This is a genomic window from Microcoleus sp. Pol11C3, from assembly GCF_036701485.1.
Classification (GTDB): Bacteria; Cyanobacteriota; Cyanobacteriia; order Cyanobacteriales; family Microcoleaceae; genus Microcoleus.
Genome location: NZ_JAUBQW010000129.1, coordinates 1 through 18,722 on the forward strand (window position 1 = coordinate 1; position 18,722 = coordinate 18,722).

The 18,722-nt window shown below is 46.1% G+C and carries 20 protein-coding genes; 11 read left to right on the forward strand and 9 right to left on the reverse strand.

The window, feature by feature from the left end; all coding sequences use genetic code 11:
• Positions 1 to 399: 399 nt before the first annotated feature.
• From QUA40_RS22785 to QUA40_RS22795, 3 genes are all read right to left on the reverse strand, one after another.
• Positions 400 to 2,496 (reverse strand): prolyl oligopeptidase family serine peptidase, encoded by a 2,097-nt coding sequence (locus QUA40_RS22785; RefSeq protein WP_333130064.1) that lies wholly within the window; start codon positions 2,494 to 2,496, stop codon positions 400 to 402.
• Positions 2,497 to 2,818: 322 nt separating this feature from the next.
• Positions 2,819 to 3,412 carry a recombination mediator RecR gene (gene recR / locus QUA40_RS22790; protein ID WP_172187730.1) on the reverse strand — a complete coding sequence of 198 codons (594 nt, stop codon included), beginning with the start codon at positions 3,410 to 3,412 and terminating at the stop codon, positions 2,819 to 2,821.
• 152 nt (positions 3,413 to 3,564) lie between these two features.
• Positions 3,565 to 3,933, reverse strand: coding sequence for a translation initiation factor (locus tag QUA40_RS22795; protein ID WP_333130067.1), 369 nt, complete (start codon positions 3,931 to 3,933; stop codon positions 3,565 to 3,567).
• 224 nt (positions 3,934 to 4,157) lie between these two features.
• Between QUA40_RS22795 and QUA40_RS22800 the strand changes: the two genes are divergently transcribed.
• The 4 genes from QUA40_RS22800 (at position 4,158) to QUA40_RS22815 (ending at position 7,306) form a co-directional block, all read left to right on the forward strand.
• Positions 4,158 to 4,373: a hypothetical protein gene (locus tag QUA40_RS22800; protein ID WP_333130070.1), complete on the forward strand. Its 216-nt coding sequence runs from the start codon at positions 4,158 to 4,160 to the stop codon at positions 4,371 to 4,373.
• Positions 4,374 to 4,769: 396 nt separating this feature from the next.
• A complete protein-coding gene (gene trpB, locus QUA40_RS22805) occupies positions 4,770 to 6,008 on the forward strand; it encodes a tryptophan synthase subunit beta (protein WP_333130072.1) in 1,239 nt (412 codons plus the stop codon).
• Between the two features lie 68 nt (positions 6,009 to 6,076).
• Positions 6,077 to 6,583, forward strand: coding sequence for a CAP domain-containing protein (locus QUA40_RS22810; protein WP_333130074.1), 507 nt, complete (start codon positions 6,077 to 6,079; stop codon positions 6,581 to 6,583).
• 90 nt (positions 6,584 to 6,673) lie between these two features.
• The gene (locus tag QUA40_RS22815) at positions 6,674 to 7,306 is read left to right on the forward strand and encodes a ribonuclease D (RefSeq protein ID WP_333130076.1); all 633 of its coding nucleotides are present in this window, start codon (positions 6,674 to 6,676) and stop codon (positions 7,304 to 7,306) included.
• Between the two features lie 164 nt (positions 7,307 to 7,470).
• Here QUA40_RS22815 and QUA40_RS22820 read toward each other — a convergent pair whose 3' ends face one another.
• Together QUA40_RS22820 and QUA40_RS22825 are read right to left on the reverse strand one after the other, a co-directional pair.
• Entirely contained in the window at positions 7,471 to 8,538 is a 1,068-nt protein-coding gene (locus QUA40_RS22820) for a hypothetical protein (RefSeq protein ID WP_333130078.1), read from the reverse strand.
• A 601-nt stretch (positions 8,539 to 9,139) separates the two neighbouring features.
• A complete protein-coding gene (locus tag QUA40_RS22825) occupies positions 9,140 to 10,267 on the reverse strand; it encodes a HetZ-related protein 2 (protein WP_333130080.1) in 1,128 nt (375 codons plus the stop codon).
• 136 nt (positions 10,268 to 10,403) lie between these two features.
• Between QUA40_RS22825 and glyS the strand changes: the two genes are divergently transcribed.
• The 3 genes from glyS to murD all read left to right on the forward strand — a co-directional run bounded on the left by glyS (position 10,404) and on the right by murD (position 14,426).
• Positions 10,404 to 12,551: a glycine--tRNA ligase subunit beta gene (glyS, locus tag QUA40_RS22830; protein ID WP_333130082.1), complete on the forward strand. Its 2,148-nt coding sequence runs from the start codon at positions 10,404 to 10,406 to the stop codon at positions 12,549 to 12,551.
• Between the two features lie 298 nt (positions 12,552 to 12,849).
• On the forward strand, positions 12,850 to 13,011 hold the full coding sequence (locus QUA40_RS22835) for a hypothetical protein (RefSeq protein ID WP_333130084.1): 162 nt from the start codon (positions 12,850 to 12,852) through the stop codon (positions 13,009 to 13,011).
• Positions 13,012 to 13,079: 68 nt separating this feature from the next.
• A complete protein-coding gene (murD, locus tag QUA40_RS22840) occupies positions 13,080 to 14,426 on the forward strand; it encodes a UDP-N-acetylmuramoyl-L-alanine--D-glutamate ligase (protein ID WP_333130086.1) in 1,347 nt (448 codons plus the stop codon).
• Positions 14,427 to 14,564: 138 nt separating this feature from the next.
• Here murD and QUA40_RS22845 read toward each other — a convergent pair whose 3' ends face one another.
• From QUA40_RS22845 to QUA40_RS22860, 4 genes are all read right to left on the reverse strand, one after another.
• Positions 14,565 to 14,738 carry a hypothetical protein gene (locus QUA40_RS22845; protein ID WP_333130088.1) on the reverse strand — a complete coding sequence of 58 codons (174 nt, stop codon included), beginning with the start codon at positions 14,736 to 14,738 and terminating at the stop codon, positions 14,565 to 14,567.
• A gap of 36 nt (positions 14,739 to 14,774) precedes the next feature.
• Positions 14,775 to 15,137 (reverse strand): hypothetical protein, encoded by a 363-nt coding sequence (locus QUA40_RS22850; protein ID WP_333130102.1) that lies wholly within the window; start codon positions 15,135 to 15,137, stop codon positions 14,775 to 14,777.
• Complete coding sequence (locus tag QUA40_RS22855; protein WP_333130090.1) at positions 15,106 to 15,288, reverse strand: hypothetical protein; 183 nt, start codon at positions 15,286 to 15,288, stop codon at positions 15,106 to 15,108. Before QUA40_RS22855 ends, QUA40_RS22850 begins: the two co-directional genes overlap by 32 nt.
• Before the next feature lie 90 nt (positions 15,289 to 15,378).
• The gene (locus tag QUA40_RS22860; protein WP_333130092.1) at positions 15,379 to 15,789 is read right to left on the reverse strand and encodes an MAPEG family protein; all 411 of its coding nucleotides are present in this window, start codon (positions 15,787 to 15,789) and stop codon (positions 15,379 to 15,381) included.
• 49 nt (positions 15,790 to 15,838) lie between these two features.
• Here QUA40_RS22860 and QUA40_RS22865 point away from each other — a divergent pair, with 49 nt between their 5' ends.
• The 4 genes from QUA40_RS22865 (at position 15,839) to QUA40_RS22880 (ending at position 18,523) form a co-directional block, all read left to right on the forward strand.
• On the forward strand, positions 15,839 to 16,027 hold the full coding sequence (locus QUA40_RS22865; protein WP_333130094.1) for a hypothetical protein: 189 nt from the start codon (positions 15,839 to 15,841) through the stop codon (positions 16,025 to 16,027).
• Between the two features lie 253 nt (positions 16,028 to 16,280).
• Positions 16,281 to 17,216, forward strand: a complete 936-nt coding sequence (locus QUA40_RS22870; RefSeq protein ID WP_333130096.1) for a DUF389 domain-containing protein — start codon at positions 16,281 to 16,283, stop codon at positions 17,214 to 17,216.
• Positions 17,217 to 17,393: 177 nt separating this feature from the next.
• A complete protein-coding gene (locus tag QUA40_RS22875) occupies positions 17,394 to 18,173 on the forward strand; it encodes a class I SAM-dependent methyltransferase (protein ID WP_333130098.1) in 780 nt (259 codons plus the stop codon).
• 14 nt (positions 18,174 to 18,187) lie between these two features.
• Positions 18,188 to 18,523 (forward strand): cupin domain-containing protein, encoded by a 336-nt coding sequence (locus QUA40_RS22880; RefSeq protein WP_333130100.1) that lies wholly within the window; start codon positions 18,188 to 18,190, stop codon positions 18,521 to 18,523.
• The last annotated feature ends 199 nt before the right edge of the window (positions 18,524 to 18,722 follow it).

The following is an 18,722-nucleotide window of genomic DNA, read 5'->3' on the forward strand; positions in this document are numbered from 1 at the left end:
GAAGTTACATCAGCAAATATTTGGAATTGGTTTACTCACTGCTGTTATTGTACCTCACCTTTGTAAGAAATGCTATACCAATTTTACTTATAGTGAAACGATAGCAAAAAAATCTCATAACGACCAATAAAACATACAAAAATTAACATAGCGTAAGGCAATTTAACACCCCCTAGGAGTTGACAAGTTGCACTAATCTAGGATTGAAAATTTCGGGGCGCGGCACCCAAAGGCTGTGAAGCGATCGCAGGATTAGAGAATTGAACGCAAGATTTGCCCAAAAAATTCTTTTAAATACTACGGTGAGGTGCTGCGTACACACCCTACGGGATAGGCGGAAAAATAGAGGGTGGCGCGATCGCACTTTCTGCGACTGCGCCACCCCCAATCCCGCGCTTTTTAAACGTTAATATCGAGTTCCCGCACTAAAAAAGCCCATTCATCAGCCAATTCTTCAATGACTTTAGCAGTAGGTTTGCCGCCACCGTGTCCCGCTTTGGTTTCGATCCGAATTAACACTGGTTGTTCTCCCGCGTGAGTTTCTTGCAAAGCAGAAGCAAACTTGAAACTGTGGGCAGGAACTACTCGATCGTCGTGATCAGCCGTTGTAATCATTGTCGCTGGATAAGCCGTTCCTGGTTTGAGATTGTGCAGGGGAGAATAGCCGTAAATTGTGGGAAATTCTTCGGAATTTTCCGGCGAACCGTATTCCGAAGTCCAAGCCCAACCAATGGTAAATTTGTGGAAGCGCAACATATCCATAACGCCGACTGCCGGCAACGCTGCACCGAACAATTCCGGCCGCTGAGTCATACAAGCCCCTACTAATAAACCGCCGTTGCTGCCACCTGCGATCGCCAATTTAGTTGGTTTGGTGTACTTGTTTTCGATCAACCATTCAGCGGCGCTGATAAAGTCATCAAACACATTTTGCTTATGCAACTTTGTGCCTGCTTGGTGCCATGATTCGCCGTACTCGCCGCCTCCCCGCAAACAGGCGATCGCATAAACTCCACCCATCTCCAGCCACACAACATTGCTAACAGAAAAACTCGGAGTTAAGGAGATGCCAAAACCGCCGTAGCCGTAAAGGTAGGTGGGGTTGTTGCCATCTAACTGTAAGCCTTTCTTGTGGGTGATAAACATGGGTACGTGCGTACCGTCTTTGCTTGGGTAAAATACTTGTTTTGTCTCGTAATCGTCGGGATTAAAATCGACCTTTGGCTGCCGATAAATCGTACTTTCATCTGTCACCATATTATACCGATAAATGGTGTTTGGTGCAGTGAAACTGGTGTAAGCATAAAAGGTTTCGGTGTCGTGCCGCTTGCCGCCGAATCCTCCCACCGAACCGATTCCGGGCAAAGCCACTTGTCGCACGAAAGAGCCGTCTAAGTTGAAGATTTTAATCTGGGTGTAGGCGTCTTTCAGGTAAGAAGCGACAAATTGATTATTCAGGAGACCAATGCCTCCGAGGGTTTCGGCTGATTCGGGGATAATTTCTGTGAATTTCCCTTGACTTTCATCACCAGCGAGGCATGAGGGAGGTGGGTTATTGGTGTCGATCGCAATTACGCGGCCCAACGGTGCATTCAAGTCTGTTTGAAACCAGAAAAGAGAGCCTTCATTGTCGATGAAACTATACTCAGCCTCGAATTCGTTAATTAGTTCTACAACGGTTGATTCCGGTGCCGTCAAATCCTTGTAGAAAATCAAGTTTTTGGTTTCCGTTCCCTGCCAAACAGAGATAATCAAGTATTTGCCATCTTCGGTAACACCGCCGCTAAATCCCCACTCTTTCTGATCTGCTCGCTCGTAAATTAATACGTCTTCAGATTGTGGCGTGCCGATTTGGTGGTAAAACAGTTTTTGGTAATAGTTAACGTCTTCGTGCTTGCTTTTTTCGTTGGGTTCGTCGTAGCGACTATAAAAAAAGCCTTTGCCGTCGTAAGTCCAGGATGCTCCTGAGAATTTAATCCACTTTAAATGGTCTGATAGATCTTCGCCCGTGGCCACATCTCGGACTTTCCATTCCTGCCAGTCGGAACCGGAAGTTGACAAACCGTAGGCCATGTATTTGCCGTCTTCGCTGATAGCTATCCCACCCAAAGCAACGGTTCCGTCTTCTGAGAGAGTGTTGGGGTCTATTAATACTTTTGGTTCGCCGTCAAGGGATGTCAAAGTGTAGAGTACGGATTGATTTTGCAGGCCGTCATTCTTGTAGTAGAAATAGCGATCGCCTTCTTTGAAAGGTATCCCGTATTTCTCGTAATCCCAAAGTTGAGTCAGGCGCTGTTTGATTTTTTCCCGCGCCGGAATTTCGTTGAGGTAGGCAAAAGTGACTGCGTTTTGGGCTTCCACCCAAGCTTGGGTTTCCTCTGAGTCAGGATTTTCCAGCCACCTGTAAGGATCGGGTACTTTGACGCCGTGGTAGTCGTCTGTTTGGTCGATTTTGCGGGTTGTGGGGTAGCTTAAAGGTCGATCGAATTGTGCCATGATTTTTTACTATAGGTAACTTTGTCCAGTTTACCCTTTCGCGGCAGTGACGACAGAGAACAACGAAACTCAAGACCAAATACCAAATACCAAATACCCGACAGGTTGAAACCTGTCGCTACACAGACAAAACCCGCCGACGCGGGTTTCATATCTTACAAATTTGTCATTGCCAACCTCAGCGAAGCAATCGCAGAAGCTTATGATATAACTATCGTCCCATCAATTGTGAACTCTTCCACCTCTCTTCTCTTCCTTTGTGTCCTTCGCGTCTTCGCGGTTCATTTCTCTTACTTTCCAATCAGCCCTCACCCATTTTTAACTAATCCAACTCTCTCCTTCCTTCCAAAGCCCGAGCCAATGTAACCTCATCAGCATATTCCAAATCTCCCCCCATCGGCAAACCAAATGCTATGCGCGTCACCAGAGTAAAAGGTTTTAATAAGTGACCGATATAAAGAGTAGTAGTTTCGCCTTCCACGCTGGGACTAATAGCAATAATTACTTCCTTAATCTTTTGCTGGCTGACGCGCCGGACTAACGGTTGAATGTTCAATTGTTCTGGGCCAATTCCATCCATCGGCGAGATAACGCCACCAACAACGTGATATTTACCCATGTATTCCCGCGTTTTTTCTAAAGCGATTACGTCGCGGGATTCTGACACTACACAAATGGTATGACTATCGCGGTTAGTATTGCGGCAAATTTCGCAAACAGGGTCAGCAGATAAGTGAAAGCATACTTGACAGAAACCTACTTGCTGTTTGGCATCAATCAAAGATTTAGCTAGGGCTTGCACTTCTTCTTCCGGTCGCTTCAAAATATGTAAAGCTAAACGCTGGGCTGTTTTTGGGCCGACTCCGGGCAAGCGCTGCAATTGTTCGATTAAACGAGCTAAAGGTCGAGTGTACATTAAAAATTGGCGGTAATTGGTAATATCATTTCAGGTTGATTCGGGACGATATAATGTACGCGATGTAGGGGTGGGTTTTACCAACCATCTATGTTTCAAACTAAGTATATCATAAACCCGCCCCGCCCATACACTGATAACTATTGAGTAATTTACCCTCCACTAATTTTAGCTTTGTAGCCTAACTTTGTGATAATTTCTAGCAGTTTTTGCTTGTGTTCGCCTTGAATTTCGATTTCATTTTCCTTGACAGTGCCGCCTGTGCCACATTGGGCTTTTAGCTGCTTTGCTAAATCTGCTAATGTTTCGGGTTTTCCCTGAAAGCCACTTATAACTGTAACTGTTTTGCCGCCGCGTCCTTTGCGGGATGCTTCGATTTTCAGGTTTTGTTGATTTGGGGAGACTTCTTGTATTCCTCGTTGGAGGGCCGCGGAGTTGTCAACATTGCCAAATTCGGAGTAAACAATTCGTTTTCCTGATTGGTTATTGGAATTGGAATTTTTGGGTTTTGATGTACTCATAGTAGTTTGGTGTTTGGAGTTAGGCTGGGTAGCCGATGAGTCCGGCAGTCCGGCAGGGGTTGAAGCCCCCGCGCCATAGCGAAAGTCCTCGGTCGAGGACTGTAGGATGTGTTTGAGAATGGTTGATTTAGATGAGTTTTCAGGGAAGATAATCTATGAGATTTGGCGTTGGTTTTGCAGAGATTGTACTTGATATTAGCAGTCAGTTTTAACTGACTTTAGCTATGAGACAGGGAATTCATTCCCTGGCGCGCTTAAGGACGATCGCACATTCCCCGGTTTCAATTGAATTATATCGTTTACGCTTGTTTCTGGAGGATTTAACCGCAGAGGGCGCTGAGGGCGCACAGGAAGAGATGAGAGGGATGGATAATTCTGATGTTAAGGGATTTGATGTTAGCGGGGGATTTAATTTTATCTACAGTGGTAGCTTTTCGTAAAAACCCGGTTTCTGACCACCCGTGCGTACATCCTAATCTAGTAAGTGCGATCGGATGCAAGCGTAAAAAACCCCACTTCTTCAAGGAGTTGGGGTTCTAAGTTTTTTATGTTTTTATTCAATTAAGTTTCCAAGCGCGAGTGGGGAGAGCTTCATTACATACCCCATAGAGCGCAATGTGTCCAGAGGCAATTTGCGAGGGGGTGGAAAATTGTCAAGACAAACAGCGCCAATCACCGAAAAAAATCGCTTAAACCCTGGTCCAGCAATATATCAAGGGGGTTAACGACCGAATAGACATTTCAGCGATTTGCCTACCCCCTCGCGATCGCACCCGATCGCCCACAGCCCCATAGACTAGATATAATAAAGTCTGTCCCATTATCCCCACAAGTTTGTGACTGTCACCCCCCTGCATCTCACCACCGAAACCAGCACTCAACGCCCCGACTCCCTCGGCAGATTCGGCAAATTCGGTGGCAAATACGTCCCCGAAACCTTAATGCCGGCTTTATTTGAACTAGAAGCCGCTTTCCACAAATACAGCAGCGAACCGGAATTTCAACAGCAACTCCAACAATTACTCAAAGATTATGTCGGCCGCCCCAGCCCTTTGTATTTTGCCGAACGCCTCACCGAACACTACGCTAAAGCAGACGGAACTGGCCCGCAAATTTATCTCAAACGCGAAGATTTAAACCACACCGGAGCTCACAAAATTAACAACGCTTTAGCTCAAGCATTGCTCGCAAAACGTATGGGCAAAAAGCGGGTAATTGCTGAAACTGGTGCCGGTCAACATGGCGTTGCTACTGCCACTGTTTGCGCCCGTTTCGGTATAGAATGCGTTGTCTACATGGGCGTTCACGACATGGAAAGACAGGCTTTAAATGTGTTTAGAATGCGCTTGATGGGTGCCGAAGTGCGGCCGGTGGCAGCGGGTACGGGAACGCTGAAAGATGCGACTTCGGAAGCGATTCGCGACTGGGTGACAAACGTGGAGACAACTCATTACATTCTTGGTTCCGTAGCTGGCCCCCATCCTTACCCGATGATGGTGCGCGATTTCCATGCGATAATCGGTCAAGAAACGCGCGCTCAGTGTCAGGAAAAGTGGGCTGGTTTGCCGGATATTTTATTAGCTTGCGTCGGCGGCGGTTCTAATGCAATGGGTCTTTTTCACGAGTTTGTCGGGGAAGAAACTGTCAGATTGATTGGTGTTGAAGCGGCGGGCGAAGGTGTGGAAACTGATAAACACGCTGCTACTTTGACTAAAGGAAGTGTGGGAGTTCTGCACGGGGCGATGAGTTATTTGCTGCAAGATAATGAAGGTCAAGTGATTGAACCCCATTCGATTAGTGCAGGTTTGGATTATCCGGGTGTGGGGCCGGAACACAGTTATTTGAAGGATGCGGGCAGAGCTGAATATTATAGCGTAACTGATGCAGAAGCGCTGGAAGCATTTCAGCGGCTTTCGCAGTTGGAGGGGATTATTCCGGCTTTGGAAACTGCTCATGCGATCGCCTATTTAGAGACTCTGTGCCCGCAGCTAACAGGCAATCCGCGCATTGTGCTTAACTGTTCGGGACGCGGCGACAAAGACGTGAACACTGTAGCGAAGGTTCTGAATATCTAGTTGGCGGAATGTGGGGCGATCTCTCTGTAGGACTTGGTAACAATTAACTTTATTTCTCGTTTGATTTCATGTCCAAAGGTTTGATTTCGATTTGCTTGGGATTGTTGACAATCCTGCCTAAGTGTGACATATCCATTCCTACGCGATCGCTGCCACAAACTCCGATGAATACTAATGTTGCTTCGAGTGCTATTACGGACTTAGAAAAAGCGGTTAACCAACAGATAAATCAATACCGAGCATCTAAAAAGTTGCCGCCGTTGAGTATCGATCCGCGAATCAGTCAGATAGCAAGAATTCACAGCGAAAATATGGCCAACGGTAAAGTCAGTTTCAGCCACGATGGATTTGAAGGGCGGGCGAAGGCAATTACTATTCCTTATCAAAGTGTAGCTGAAAACGTTGCTTACAATTTCGGCTACAGCGACCCGGTACGCAATGCTGTTGAGGGTTGGATTAAAAGTGACGGCCACCGTAAGAATATGGAGGGTCAGTTTAATGTGACCGGTATTGGGGTTGCAAAAAATGCCAAAGGCGAGTATTATTTTACTCAGCTTTTTGTTCGCAGCCGATAAGCTAAAGGAAGAAGGAAGAGGGAAGAAGGAAGAAGGAAGAGGGAAGAAGGCAGTCAACAGTCAACAGTCAACAGTCAAAAATTACTAATAATGGAATTTGCAGATTTTCAAGTGTGCGATGGTGATATTCCCGATTCTCTCTTATCTTATTATTTGACTGCGCCGGCGATCGCCGTTGATACGGAAACAATGGGTTTGCTACCTTGGCGCGATCGCTTGTGTTTGGTTCAGTTGTGCGATCCGCAAGGTAAAGTTGCGGCGGTGCGGATTGCTAAAGGCCAGACTGCTGCGCCGAATTTAAAAAAGCTCATGGAAGCTGAAAATATTGAGAAGGTATTTCACTTTGCGCGCTTCGATCTGGCAACAATGCGTTACAATTTAAGTATTGACATTGCACCTATTTTCTGCACCAAGCTAGCGAGCAAACTTGCCAGAACTTACACCAACAGACACGGGCTTAAAGACTTAATCCAAGAATTGGAAAAAGTAGAACTAAACAAAACTTCTCAAAGTTCTGACTGGGGGAATTCCGAGCATCTTTCAGACGAGCAACTCAGCTACGCTGCTAACGATGTCCGCTATTTGCTGAGCGCTAAACAAAAGTTGACTGCTATGTTGCAGCGAGAAGAACGCTGGGAAATTGCACAGCAATGTTTTCAGTGTTTGCCAGTTTTTGTGAGTTTGGATTTATTGCAGTACAACGATGTTTTCGATCACAGTTGAGACTGGTACATTTAAAAACCTCTCATCGCACTAGGCGATTAAATATCGCTACTACACAAACCTTCGTCCACCTATGCGGACTAATAAATAAAAGAGAAATATAGGAAGAAATCGGGTTTGAGAGGTAAGCGAGTTTGATCGCGACAACAGTCATCTATTGCTGATTAGGACTGATCGAGATTGTGTTCGTGCATCAAAGCATCAATTTGGTCGTCAAGATTTCTAATCACCTGTTCCAAAGCGGGCAACCCCTCTAAATGCACAGGAGAAAGCCGAGTTCGATCGCGAATTTGATTCACTTTCCGCTGCAATTCTTCGGCCAGCCGCAGTGCGTCCCGACTCAAAGTAGACAACTGCTGCTGCTGATAAAACCTCAAAGCTGCCCCCCGCAAAACTTGCAGGGTGGCTTCTTCCTTGCCGCCCACCGTCATTACCCGCAAGCGCAACAGCAAATGAGTGTTTTGATATATGCGCTCAACTTCGACTTGTTTGGGCTGTTCCACCGGGCCAACAGGCATATCTGTCAGCCGCTTCAACTCGTCGATGACCTCTTGGAAAAGGACGATCTCGATACCTTCGAGCATCGATTTCAAAACGCCATCTTGACTCCAAAGAATGCGACCTTGGGACTGGTGCCGCTCAAAAAACAGGCGGCCGATACCCTCTCGCAGCACTCTACCGAGCAATTCTTGCAGCAGTTGGGGCGCGGGCAAAGTTGCCAAAACTTCCACTTGGCTTGACAAGTGCAAGGCCTCGACATTCAAAACCGATAGCTGTGTCGGTGTCGGGGGAACCTCAGCGCCAGCAGGTTTAAACCGCTCAGGAGGGGGCATCGAGGGTTCTGGCACAGACAGCAGCGTTTCTGCATTGGGGCCTAGAGTTGCTGATGCGGGATTTTTGGGTGTTGGGGCTGCTTCGGCGGTTGTCTGGCTGGGTTCTCGAAGCTGGCTCCCGTGCAGCAAGTAAGCTGAGAGCATCGAGCGCTGAGTTTCCGAGGCAATTTGCTCTGTTGTGACTGAGCAATTCATGTAAGCTAAAATCCGCTGCACGTAGTCCAAGGCGGAGTCATCTTGGGCATCGACTACGCCCAATTTAAACAGATTACCTTCTAGAGATAAAGGCAAAACTTGATAGTAAAGGCAAGCTTCAAAGGGGACAACTGTATCGATTAGGTGAAATATTCGATCGGAGTCCATTGTAGCTGCCGAGTCTGTTGAAGATGTATATACCATTAGCTGCTCTGTAGTTGGAAGCGCGATCGAGGGCGACGCACCAACATGATGCGATAAAATTAAACGCTGCAACTTCCCTGACGGAGGAATTGGCCTAACAACCGGAAGCTTTTATTAAAGAAAAATCTTTAGTCCCAGAATTTTCTCCCTTCTGTATTGCAGCCTCAAATTCTACCAAAAGATTGAGAACTAGATGATGACTAGCGCAGTCTAGACCCACTATCACCGATCGCCCGAGATTGATGCCCGTGGCTGGCAACAATAGAATTATGTCTTTAATGCACAAGTATTAGAGATGCACCACAACCGATTTACGGGCAACCGCTGAATTTAGGATTGGTTAAAAAATCCTCAAAAGTCGATCGTGCTGCTAGTATCTTACCTCAGAGAGTTGACTGCGATCGTCTCGGAGCGCGATCGTCATGCCAGCGCTACAATATCCCGATCAATCTAACCTGATTTTATATAAGGGACATCGCGCGGTTTTCCACGGGGAAACTCCCAGTAATCTGTGGCTGTGAGGGAATTGATTTGTAGCGCGGATTCTGAAAAATGCTACCGCCAATTAACAATTAGCAATTGCCCGCCACCCATTACCAATCTACTCGTTGCGGAGGGATTGAGCTGCTAAATAGAGTTTGCTCCACTCGCCGATGACTTGATTGGTTTTCAGCTTTAATTGAGATGCGATCGTCTCTACACTTTTCCCTGCTTTCAACGATTCTACCAACTGCCGCTGCACCGGCGTGAGGTTTTGTAAATATTGCTGCCACTGAGCCGGAGTCAAGCCCAAACTGTTTTCTTGGAGCGAAGTTTCCAGCCAGTTAGCGACTAATTCCGGTGCTTGTTTGACCGCAAAAACCCGAATCGCGTGGTAACTGACTTTTTCTCGCAAGCGGTAAATTTGCTTGATCGGAACCTTCAAATCCTCGGCAATTGCCTCTTGGGAACGACCTTGCAGGTAAAGCCGCAGCCACCGGGAAGCTAGCGGATCGACTTCAGCGGTCAAGTAAGTCTCAAATTCTTGTTGGACAATCTGCCGCTGAGTTTGCTGCTCTTCCCAAGCTTGATTTTCTCGATACTCGGACATCGCCTGTTCGTCTAACAGGCTGAGCGGTTCGTCTGTATCGTCGGGTAGAACCTGTTCCGACACCAGCCGCACCCAGTCTCCAGCAGGCACTTGCGTCAACCCGCCCCGCTGGGCACGCCGCAGGTAGTTGACAAAACGGTACACTAGCAGCGGCTGGTTGCGGATCGGCCGCAAGCAGTATTCTTCGGTGCTCGCTAGCAGCAAAGCATTTCGCAGGCGTCTGTCTGAGGTGCATTCGGCAATCCAAGCGACTTGCTGCTGCAGGTAGCGATCGGAATTGAGCATTTCCTGAATCACTTCTTGCAGTACCTCCACCGCACTCCGCTGTCTGTCGCGACTCAGGGAAACCCACGCTTGGATTTTTTGCCGCAGCACAACCAAACCGCCCAGCCGCCCGATCAAGTTGCGGTAAGCTTTTTCTGGCGGTACTCCCAGATAGCGAGAAAGCAAAATTCGATATAAAAAGTCGATCGCCCCAGAGGCGACAGACAATTGAGTTGGGCTAAGAGTGTCAAATCTTTCGGGCTTGTCTCCCAACAGCCAGCGGACAACACTCTCGCGAGTGCTAGAACTCTCCTGCGGGCAATCTTGTTCGAGTCGAGACTTCCAATCTTGTCCTAGTCTTTCCGCCAAGGTCATGGGCTGTCGAGAATATTGTCTTTCACCCCCGATTTTACGTGGTATCCTGGATTTTTGAGTATTTTTCAGAGATAAGAGCGCGCGATCGGATAAATTACCTTAAATTACCCTAAACGAAATTCCATTACGGTGCGATATGCCTAACTTTTTATTAGAACTCGGTACAGAAGAATTGCCCGCATCTTTTGTCGTAAGCAGCGCCCAGCAGTGGCAGCGACTTGTACCTGCAACGCTGGCAGAAGAATCCTTGACAAATGACTCTATTAATGTATACGCTACTCCGAGGCGTTTGGCCGTTCTCGTAAAAGGACTGCCAGTTCAGCAATTAGATAGAGAAGAAGAGGTAAAAGGGCCGCCCGCAAGTTCGGCTTTTAAAGATGGCAAACCGACGAAAGCAGCCGAAGGTTTTGCGAAAAAGCAGGGGGTAGAAATTGAGGCTTTGGAAGTTCGCGCTACCGATAAAGGCGATTTTGTTTTTGTGCTCAAAAAGATTCCGGGGCGGATGAGTGCGGATATTTTGACAGAACTTGTGCCGCAGTGGATTAATAAGTTAGAAGGCAAAAGATTTATGCGGTGGGCCGACGGAGACTTGAAGTTTCCGCGCCCGATTCGATCGATAGTGGCCCTGTTGGATGATACTGTACTGCCAATTACATTGGTGAGCGGTTCGGATACGGTCAAGAGCGATCGAATTTCCCAAGGACACCGGGTGTTACATCCGCAGCCTGTCTCAATTCCCCAAGCCGAGGATTATGTCGAGTATCTGCGGGCTGCTTGCGTCGAGGTCGATCGAACCCAGCGCAAAAATCTAATTAAAGCACAAGTAGAAGCCGCAGCCACAAAACAAGGCGGTTACGCAGACATTACCGAAGATTTGTTAGAAGAAGTCACCGACTTAGTAGAATGGCCAAACGCAGTTGTCGGTAAATTTGACGAAGAATTTTTGATATTGCCACCGGAAGTAATCACCACAATTATTGTTACAAACCAGCGGTATTTTCCCATCCTCAAAAGCCCCGATTATCCCGAACTTCTGCCCTATTTCATTACAATTTCCAACGGCGACCCCGCTAAAGCGACGATTATTGCCGCAGGTAACGAGCGAGTAGTGCGGGCGAGATTGGCAGACGGTCAGTTTTTCTACAAAGCAGACTTGGTAAAGCCTCTAGAGGATTATTTGCCCAAGTTGGAAAAAGTTACTTTCCAGGAAGATTTGGGGACAGTGCGCGCAAAGGTCGATCGCCTGTGCAAAATTGCCAGTTTAATTGTCAATCAACTGCAAATCACAGAGGAAGAGCAAGCTGATGTAGCAAGAGCAGCCTTACTTTGCAAAGCCGACCTCGTAACCCAAATGGTTTACGAACTTCCAGAAATGCAAGGAATCATGGGGCAGAAATACGCCTTAGCAAGTGGCGAATCGGAAACAGTAGCCACAGCGATTTTTGAACATTATTTGCCCAAAGGTGCTGGCGACAATTTACCGCAAACTCTGACAGGTCAAGTTGTCGCAATAGCAGACAAATTAGATACATTAGTCAGCATCTTCGGTTTAGGAATGTTGCCGACTGGTTCATCCGATCCCTTCGCTTTGCGCCGCGCAGCCAATGCAATCACTAACATTATTTGGGCTGCTCAGTTGCCAATCAATTTGCACCAGTTACTCGCAGAAGTGGTTGCCGAATTTACCGCAGCACGCCCAGAAACACCTGCTGAGTTGCTATCGCAATTATACGAGTTTTTCTTGCAAAGAATTAGGACTTTATTGCAAGAAGAAAAGAATGTAGATTATGATTTGGTAAATGCAGTTTTGGGAGAAAACGACCCAGAATATACTGAACGAGCATTGAGAGATTTATTGGACGCACTGGAAAGAGCACTTTTCCTACAAGAAATCCGCAATAACCAGACTTTGGATATAATTTACGAAACAGTCAACCGTTCAACTCGTTTGGCGGCTCAAGGTGATTTGGATAAAATAGAATTGGAACCGAAAACGGCGGTGAAACCCGAGTTATTTCAAAAGTCGTCTGAACAAGCTTTTTACGATGCAGTCGTGCAGTTAGTGCCGCAAACGCTGCTATGCAAACAAACTCGGAATTACCAGCAGTTAGTAGATAGTTTGACTGAGATTGCTCCAAGTGTCAGCAACTTTTTCGACGGGCCAGAAAGCGTTTTGGTGATGGACTCTGACCCGGAAATTAAGCAAAATCGCTTGAATTTACTGGGTTTGCTGCGGAATCACGCCCGGGTGTTGGCTGACTTTGGGGCGATCGTCAAAAGTTAAATAGAGGTTAAAGTCGATCGGGCTTTTCACTTGAATACAATTGCAAAACTTGCAAGGATAGTGAAGGTATGAACAATGAATGAGAGACAAATAATTCGTAAATGGGCGCAAAGGTCAAATGCCAGTTTCTGGCTAGCGCCACTCATTGTTACCATAAACTATCTAGTATATAAAGAAAACCCTCTGATCAAGGAGATATACTTATTTGTAATCGTGGTGGTTACTGCGGCCGCATCATCATATCAGGTTCGCTGTTTATTCAGAGAGATTGTCCGGTTAGAAGAAAAAATTGAAGAACTTGAAAGACGCACTCCTTGAAAAACTCAAAAAAAGGTCGATCGAAATCACAAAAGAGGACACGGCAGTGCCGTTTCCTTACGAATTAGGACATGGCAGTGCCGTTTCCCTACGAATATCTCGTGCGATCGCCGTATTAAAAAATCAGCATAATGGCCCATAGCCAACAACCCATGCAAGGTTAAGATATTAACTTATAAAACCAGGAAAGTTCGCTCCATCACATAACTTATGCCGATCGCTCATATCATTGGACTAGGAAAATCAGGAATTGCCGCCGCCAGACTGCTAAAACGCGAAGGATGGGAAGTAACGCTGAGCGATCGCTCATCTTCCCCAAATTTGCTCGAACAGCAACAGGAATTCGCTAACGAAGGAATTAAAGTTGAGTTAGGTCAATCTTTGAAACCTGACGAATCTATAGAATTAATAGTAGTAAGTCCGGGCGTTCCCTGGGACAGTCCAGCATTAGTGCGCGCCAGAGATTTAGGCATTGAAACAATCGGAGAAATGGCTCTCGCGTGGCGTTACCTCAAATCTCCCTGGGTGGGAATTACCGGCACTAATGGCAAAACTACTACTACTGCTTTAATTGCTGCTATTTTTGCAGAGGCCGGGCTTTACGCTCCCGCTTGCGGTAATATTGGCTATGCTGCGTGTGAATTAGCTTTAGCGGAAAAACAGCCGGATTGGGTCATCGCAGAAATCAGCAGCTACCAGATAGAATCATCGCCGTTTGTAGCGCCGCGCATCGGAGTTTTGACGACTTTGACGCCGGATCACCTCAGCCGCCACAAAACTTTGGAAAATTACTACAACATTAAAGCGCATTTGCTTAAAAAGTCGGAATTGCAAGTAATTAACGGCGACGATCCTTGTTTGCGACAACAAGGAGTTGACATTTGGCCAGATGCGTGTTGGACGAGTGTCAAAGGTGAAAAAGATTTGTTGGGAAATACAGATTTTGGAGCCTATATTCAAGATGGTTGGGTAATAGCTCAAAGCGAGAAAATTTTGCCTGCTAATTCTTTGCGGATGGTGGGAGAACACAATTTACAGAATTTGTTAATGGCGGTAGCGGCGGCTAATTTGGCGGGGATAGATAAAAGTGCGATCGCCCGGGCGATCGCTAAATTCCCCGGAGTTTCGCACCGCCTCGAACACATCTGCACTTGGCAAGGCATAGATTTCATCAACGACAGCAAAGCTACTAATTATGACGCCGCCCAAGTTGGGTTAGCTTCTGTAAGCGCACCGGCGATTTTAATTGCGGGCGGCGACGCCAAAGAAGGGGACGATCGCGCATGGATTGATACAATCAAGGCAAAAGCTGCTGCGGTGCTGTTAATTGGGGATGCAGCAGGTATTTTTGCCAATCGGCTCAAACAAGCAAATTACAACGCTTGGGAAATTGTCGAAACAATGGAACGAGCAATCCCGCGATCGGCAGAATTAGCCCAACAAAATCATGCTAAAGTAGTGCTGCTTTCCCCAGCTTGTGCTAGCTTCGATCAATACCAAAACTTCGAGCAACGGGGCGATCATTTCCGCCAATTATGCCTTGAATCCCTAGTTTAGAGATGTCCTTGTTCGCTGTGTACAAATTAAGATTGTTCTACACAGCGAACACTAACAAAATTAAATCTGCGTTCATCTGCGTCTATCCGCTCACATCTGCGGTTAAAAATTAAAACCTCTGATTTCGGCCAATCTACTTTAACTAACAGTCTTCCAAATATCCTTAATTCTAGCCTGCTGTTCCGCTTCTAGCTCCTGAAAAACAATCATTATTTCCTCATGAGTATAATCAATAATGATGGCCGCCAAATGAGCAGCGGTTTCCGATTCCAGCATGGCTGTTTTTAACTTTGCCATTGCCTCTTTATCCATTAGCACTAAACTTTGAATTTTAACCTCACTTTCCTTTTAATTGTGTCTGCAAATATCTTTTAATTGGGCCTGAAAATCAGCAATCTGAGCAGCACTTATTGTATCAGAATGCCGCGAGGATATTTTAAATTTTTGGCTGCAAATCTGAGAGCGCAATTTTTCATCAATCTCCAGAATATGGCCTTCGGAAGCGACATTTTTTTGCAACAAAATTGCGATTTCTCTTTCCAATTGGCGATTTCCTTGCTGAAAGAAATCTTGAGAGTTAGAACGAAACAAACCGCTATTGACTTGCTGAATTTGGCTGGGTGTCAGCGATTGAGCCGAGACAGCAGCCGGAAATACCAAAGATGCTGCTAGCCACCAGCTAGGAATTATCTGTTTGAGAATGCTGTTCATCACTGTCGGGAGGATTTTGTACCTCAGTTGGTTTCTCGTCTTCTGACTCGCTTGCTAATTCATCTTCTCGTTCAAGTTTTTCTTGCCACTCGACAAGCTGCTGAAAAAGTTGCGGGTTAATTTCAAATACGGGTTTGTTGGTTTCTGACATATTTACTCCTAACATTTATTACATTTAACTGGTTTCCAGGCTCTGCCTGGAAACGAGTAGAAAAACAATTATGTCGATCGCGAGCTACGATCAAACTTTCAGCAGCGACATAATTATGCCAGTTAATGAACCACCAAGTAAAGCTAAAGTAGCTAAGGTACTAATTCCAAATCCTGCCGCTCTTTTTTCGGCAGCTTGATAGTAACCCCAAGCAAACAAAATGCGTCCAACTATCCAAACTGCGCCGATACCTGCGCCCCAAATAGGGTTGATAAATTGCGAGAATAGCCACAGCGAGGGCAAAAATAAAATCATTTGCTCTAAGGTATTTTGCTGAACTCGCACCACTCGCTCAAAGTCTGGGTTTCCTGTCATCTGCGGGGGAGAAACTTTGTATTTGAATCTAGCTCTGCCGACGTTGATGGTAACAACGAAGTAGAGAATTAATGCTGAAACAGTAATTAGGCTAGGCCAAAGTGTCGCGTTTGCTTCTGCGAGCATGATTCGGTATTATTGGGGTGGAGTATATATCTAGATTATAAATCAATTATTGCCGATCGCGTTATTCATCGCCCTACCGTCATTCAAGGCAGGGGATTTGATTCAACTGCTGGGTATTAGTGGGGCGACAATTGCTTTAGAGTTCCGGGACATCCTCGAAAACTTGCTGGCTGGGATTTTGATTGTTTTTGCTCGCACCTGCATAGGGATACAAGCCCCCGACTCTTGTCGTGAGTAGCCCAAAATTTAGACTTTTGTTCAACCTCCCAGATTTATCAGTGGAGTAAATCTAAAATCTCCAATCTAAAATCTCCAATCTAAAATCTCCAATCTAAAATCTCCAATCTAAAATCTCCAATCTAAAATCGTTTGACGGATACAAGCCCTGACTTAAGGAGATTATTTTGCTCAACAATATTCGAGACCGTCTTAAATATTTCACTAGGAGCAGGATTGATCCACAGCTTTTAAAGCAAATACGAGTTGACTTGTTGGAAGAATCAACCCTCGATATTAACTATCTTGTCTTAATTTTAGGCTCCTGTATAATTGCTACCTTTGGACTCCTTGCCAACAGTGCGGCCGTCATCATCGGTGCTATGATCGTCGCGCCTCTGATGTTGCCAATCCGAGGGTTAGCATTTGGAGCGGTAGAAGGTAACGTTCTCCTCTTCCGCAAAGGTTTAATTGCATTATCAGTCGGGACGGGGCTAGCAATTTTTCTAGCTTGTTTTTTGGGAGCTTTGGTACAACTTCCCGACTTTGGGACTGAAGTTCTAGCTCGTTCTAAACCTACATTACTAGACTTAGGAATTGCGATCGCCGCTGGGGGAATCAGTGGCTATGCGAAAGTTCAGCCCAAAGTTTCTGCTACTCTGGCGGGAACTGCGATCGCCGTGGCTCTCATGCCGCCAATTTGTGTTATAGGTTTAGGCTTATCTCAAGCTAATTGGTCGCTCAGCCTGGGAGCAAGCCTCCTGTATCTTACTAATTTGCTGGGGATTACTCTTTCCTGTATGCTAACGTCTTTAATGGCCGGCTACACGCCCCTGCATCGCGCCGGTAAAGCCCTCCTTTGGGCACTAGCATTGACGGCTATACTTGTGATTCCTCTGGGGGTGAGTTTTGCGGAATTGATCGAGCAAGGGCAACTAGAAGCCAGTCTGAAGCGGGCGTTGCTTAACCGAACTATCACTTTTCAACGAGTGGAAATGATTAAAAGCGATACTAACTGGTTGGCGAAACCGCCGGAAGTTCGTCTGAGTGTTCGCAGCAGCGAAGCTTTGACACCCAAACAGGTGCAGCTTTTAGAAGCATTTGTCGAAAAAGAAATGGGTCAAAAATTTACCCTAATTTTTCAAGTCAGTCAAGTTGAAGAAGTGCGGCGCTCAACGCCGGATAAGTTCCGATCGAAACCGAAACCTTAGCTATTTTAGCCCTAATTTTATGACCCCAGAAACTCTAATTCACGAAGTGACGATCGAGTATAATTCCTGATATTGTACGCTGCGTCAGCCTACGATAATTTGAATATGAGCTAGATCATAGAAAGATTTGGGAAAATTTGGCAAGCTGAGAGTAAGCTTAAATAGGAGGTCAATTTAATGACCAATACTGCTCTCAATTTTAAGACTGCACCGGGACATGAAGTTCTGGCGGCGGCTGGCAAGAAAATGCTGAGGCCGGGGGGGAAACTTGCTACGGAACAGTTATTTGAATGGGCGGATTTTCAGCCTGGGGAAACTGTTTTGGAGTTGGCTGCTAGTTTTGGATATAGTTCGATCGCCCTTGCTGAACGTTTTGGTGTAAAAGTAGTGGGAGTTGAGAAAAATCCCGACAGTGTGGCCCGCGCTCGTGCTAATGTGGCAGCAGCCGGTTTGAGCGATCGAGTGGAAATTGTGGAAGGAGATATTTTTCACTTGGATCGGATTTCCCAACAGTTTGATTGGGTGTTGGCTGAAGCTATCCTGACAATGCAGTCGCCGTCAGGGAAAGCTAAAATTGTATCGGGAATTTGCGATCGTTTAAAACCAGGCGGCAAGTTTCTCTCTCACGAACTTTTAGTTAAAAACCGAGAAGCTGAAATTCACAAAGCTTTATCAGAAGTGATTCGCGTCAATTCAACGCCTTTGTCTGAGTCTGGCTGGATTGCTATTTGCCAAAACGCGGGTTTGCAAGTAGAAAAGTGTCAAACCGGGGCGATGGGGCTCCTCAATTTGCCGCGAATGCTGCAAGATGAAGGGTTTGTGGGTACTGTGCGGATTTTGTGGAATATATTAAGTCGATCGCAAATTCGCGATCGGATCTTAGCAATGCGTCGAGTTTTCCAGCATTACCAACAGGATCTAGGCTACATAGTTATCTCGGCTAAAAAACAATCTTAACGGACTCAAAATTTATGACTGCTACTCTTTTACCGCTACAATCTTCAGCAATCCAACTCCAAGAAGCAATTGAATATCCTGCCGCCGGAGTGTCGAGCAAAGTTTTAATCAAAGACAATAATTGTCAGTACAATTTACTTTGTCTGGCTGCTGGTAGCGAGGTTTCCGAACACTCTTCGCCGCGCAATGCCACAGTTAGTGTCATCGAAGGAAAGGGGATTTTGACTCTAGAAGGCAAAGATATTGTCTTGGAACCGGGGGTGTTTGTTTTTCTGCCCGCTCGCGCACTCCACGCTTTGAAAGCTGAAGAAAATTTGGCGTTTATTTTGACACTTTCTGAAGTTAATTAATTCCCTAAATATTTCTTTTGGGGCGGTTTGACAACCGTAATTCCTTGAACTCAACCTCATAAACCCGCCCCGGTTCATCGATTATGGGGGCGGTTTTATATAGTTAGTTGCAGTCAAATATTGCTTAGCGGGTGACAACGTACCTATAATGCTTGCTGCATAAAGGATAGAGCCAAGAAGCCGCGCTGAAAATAGAGAC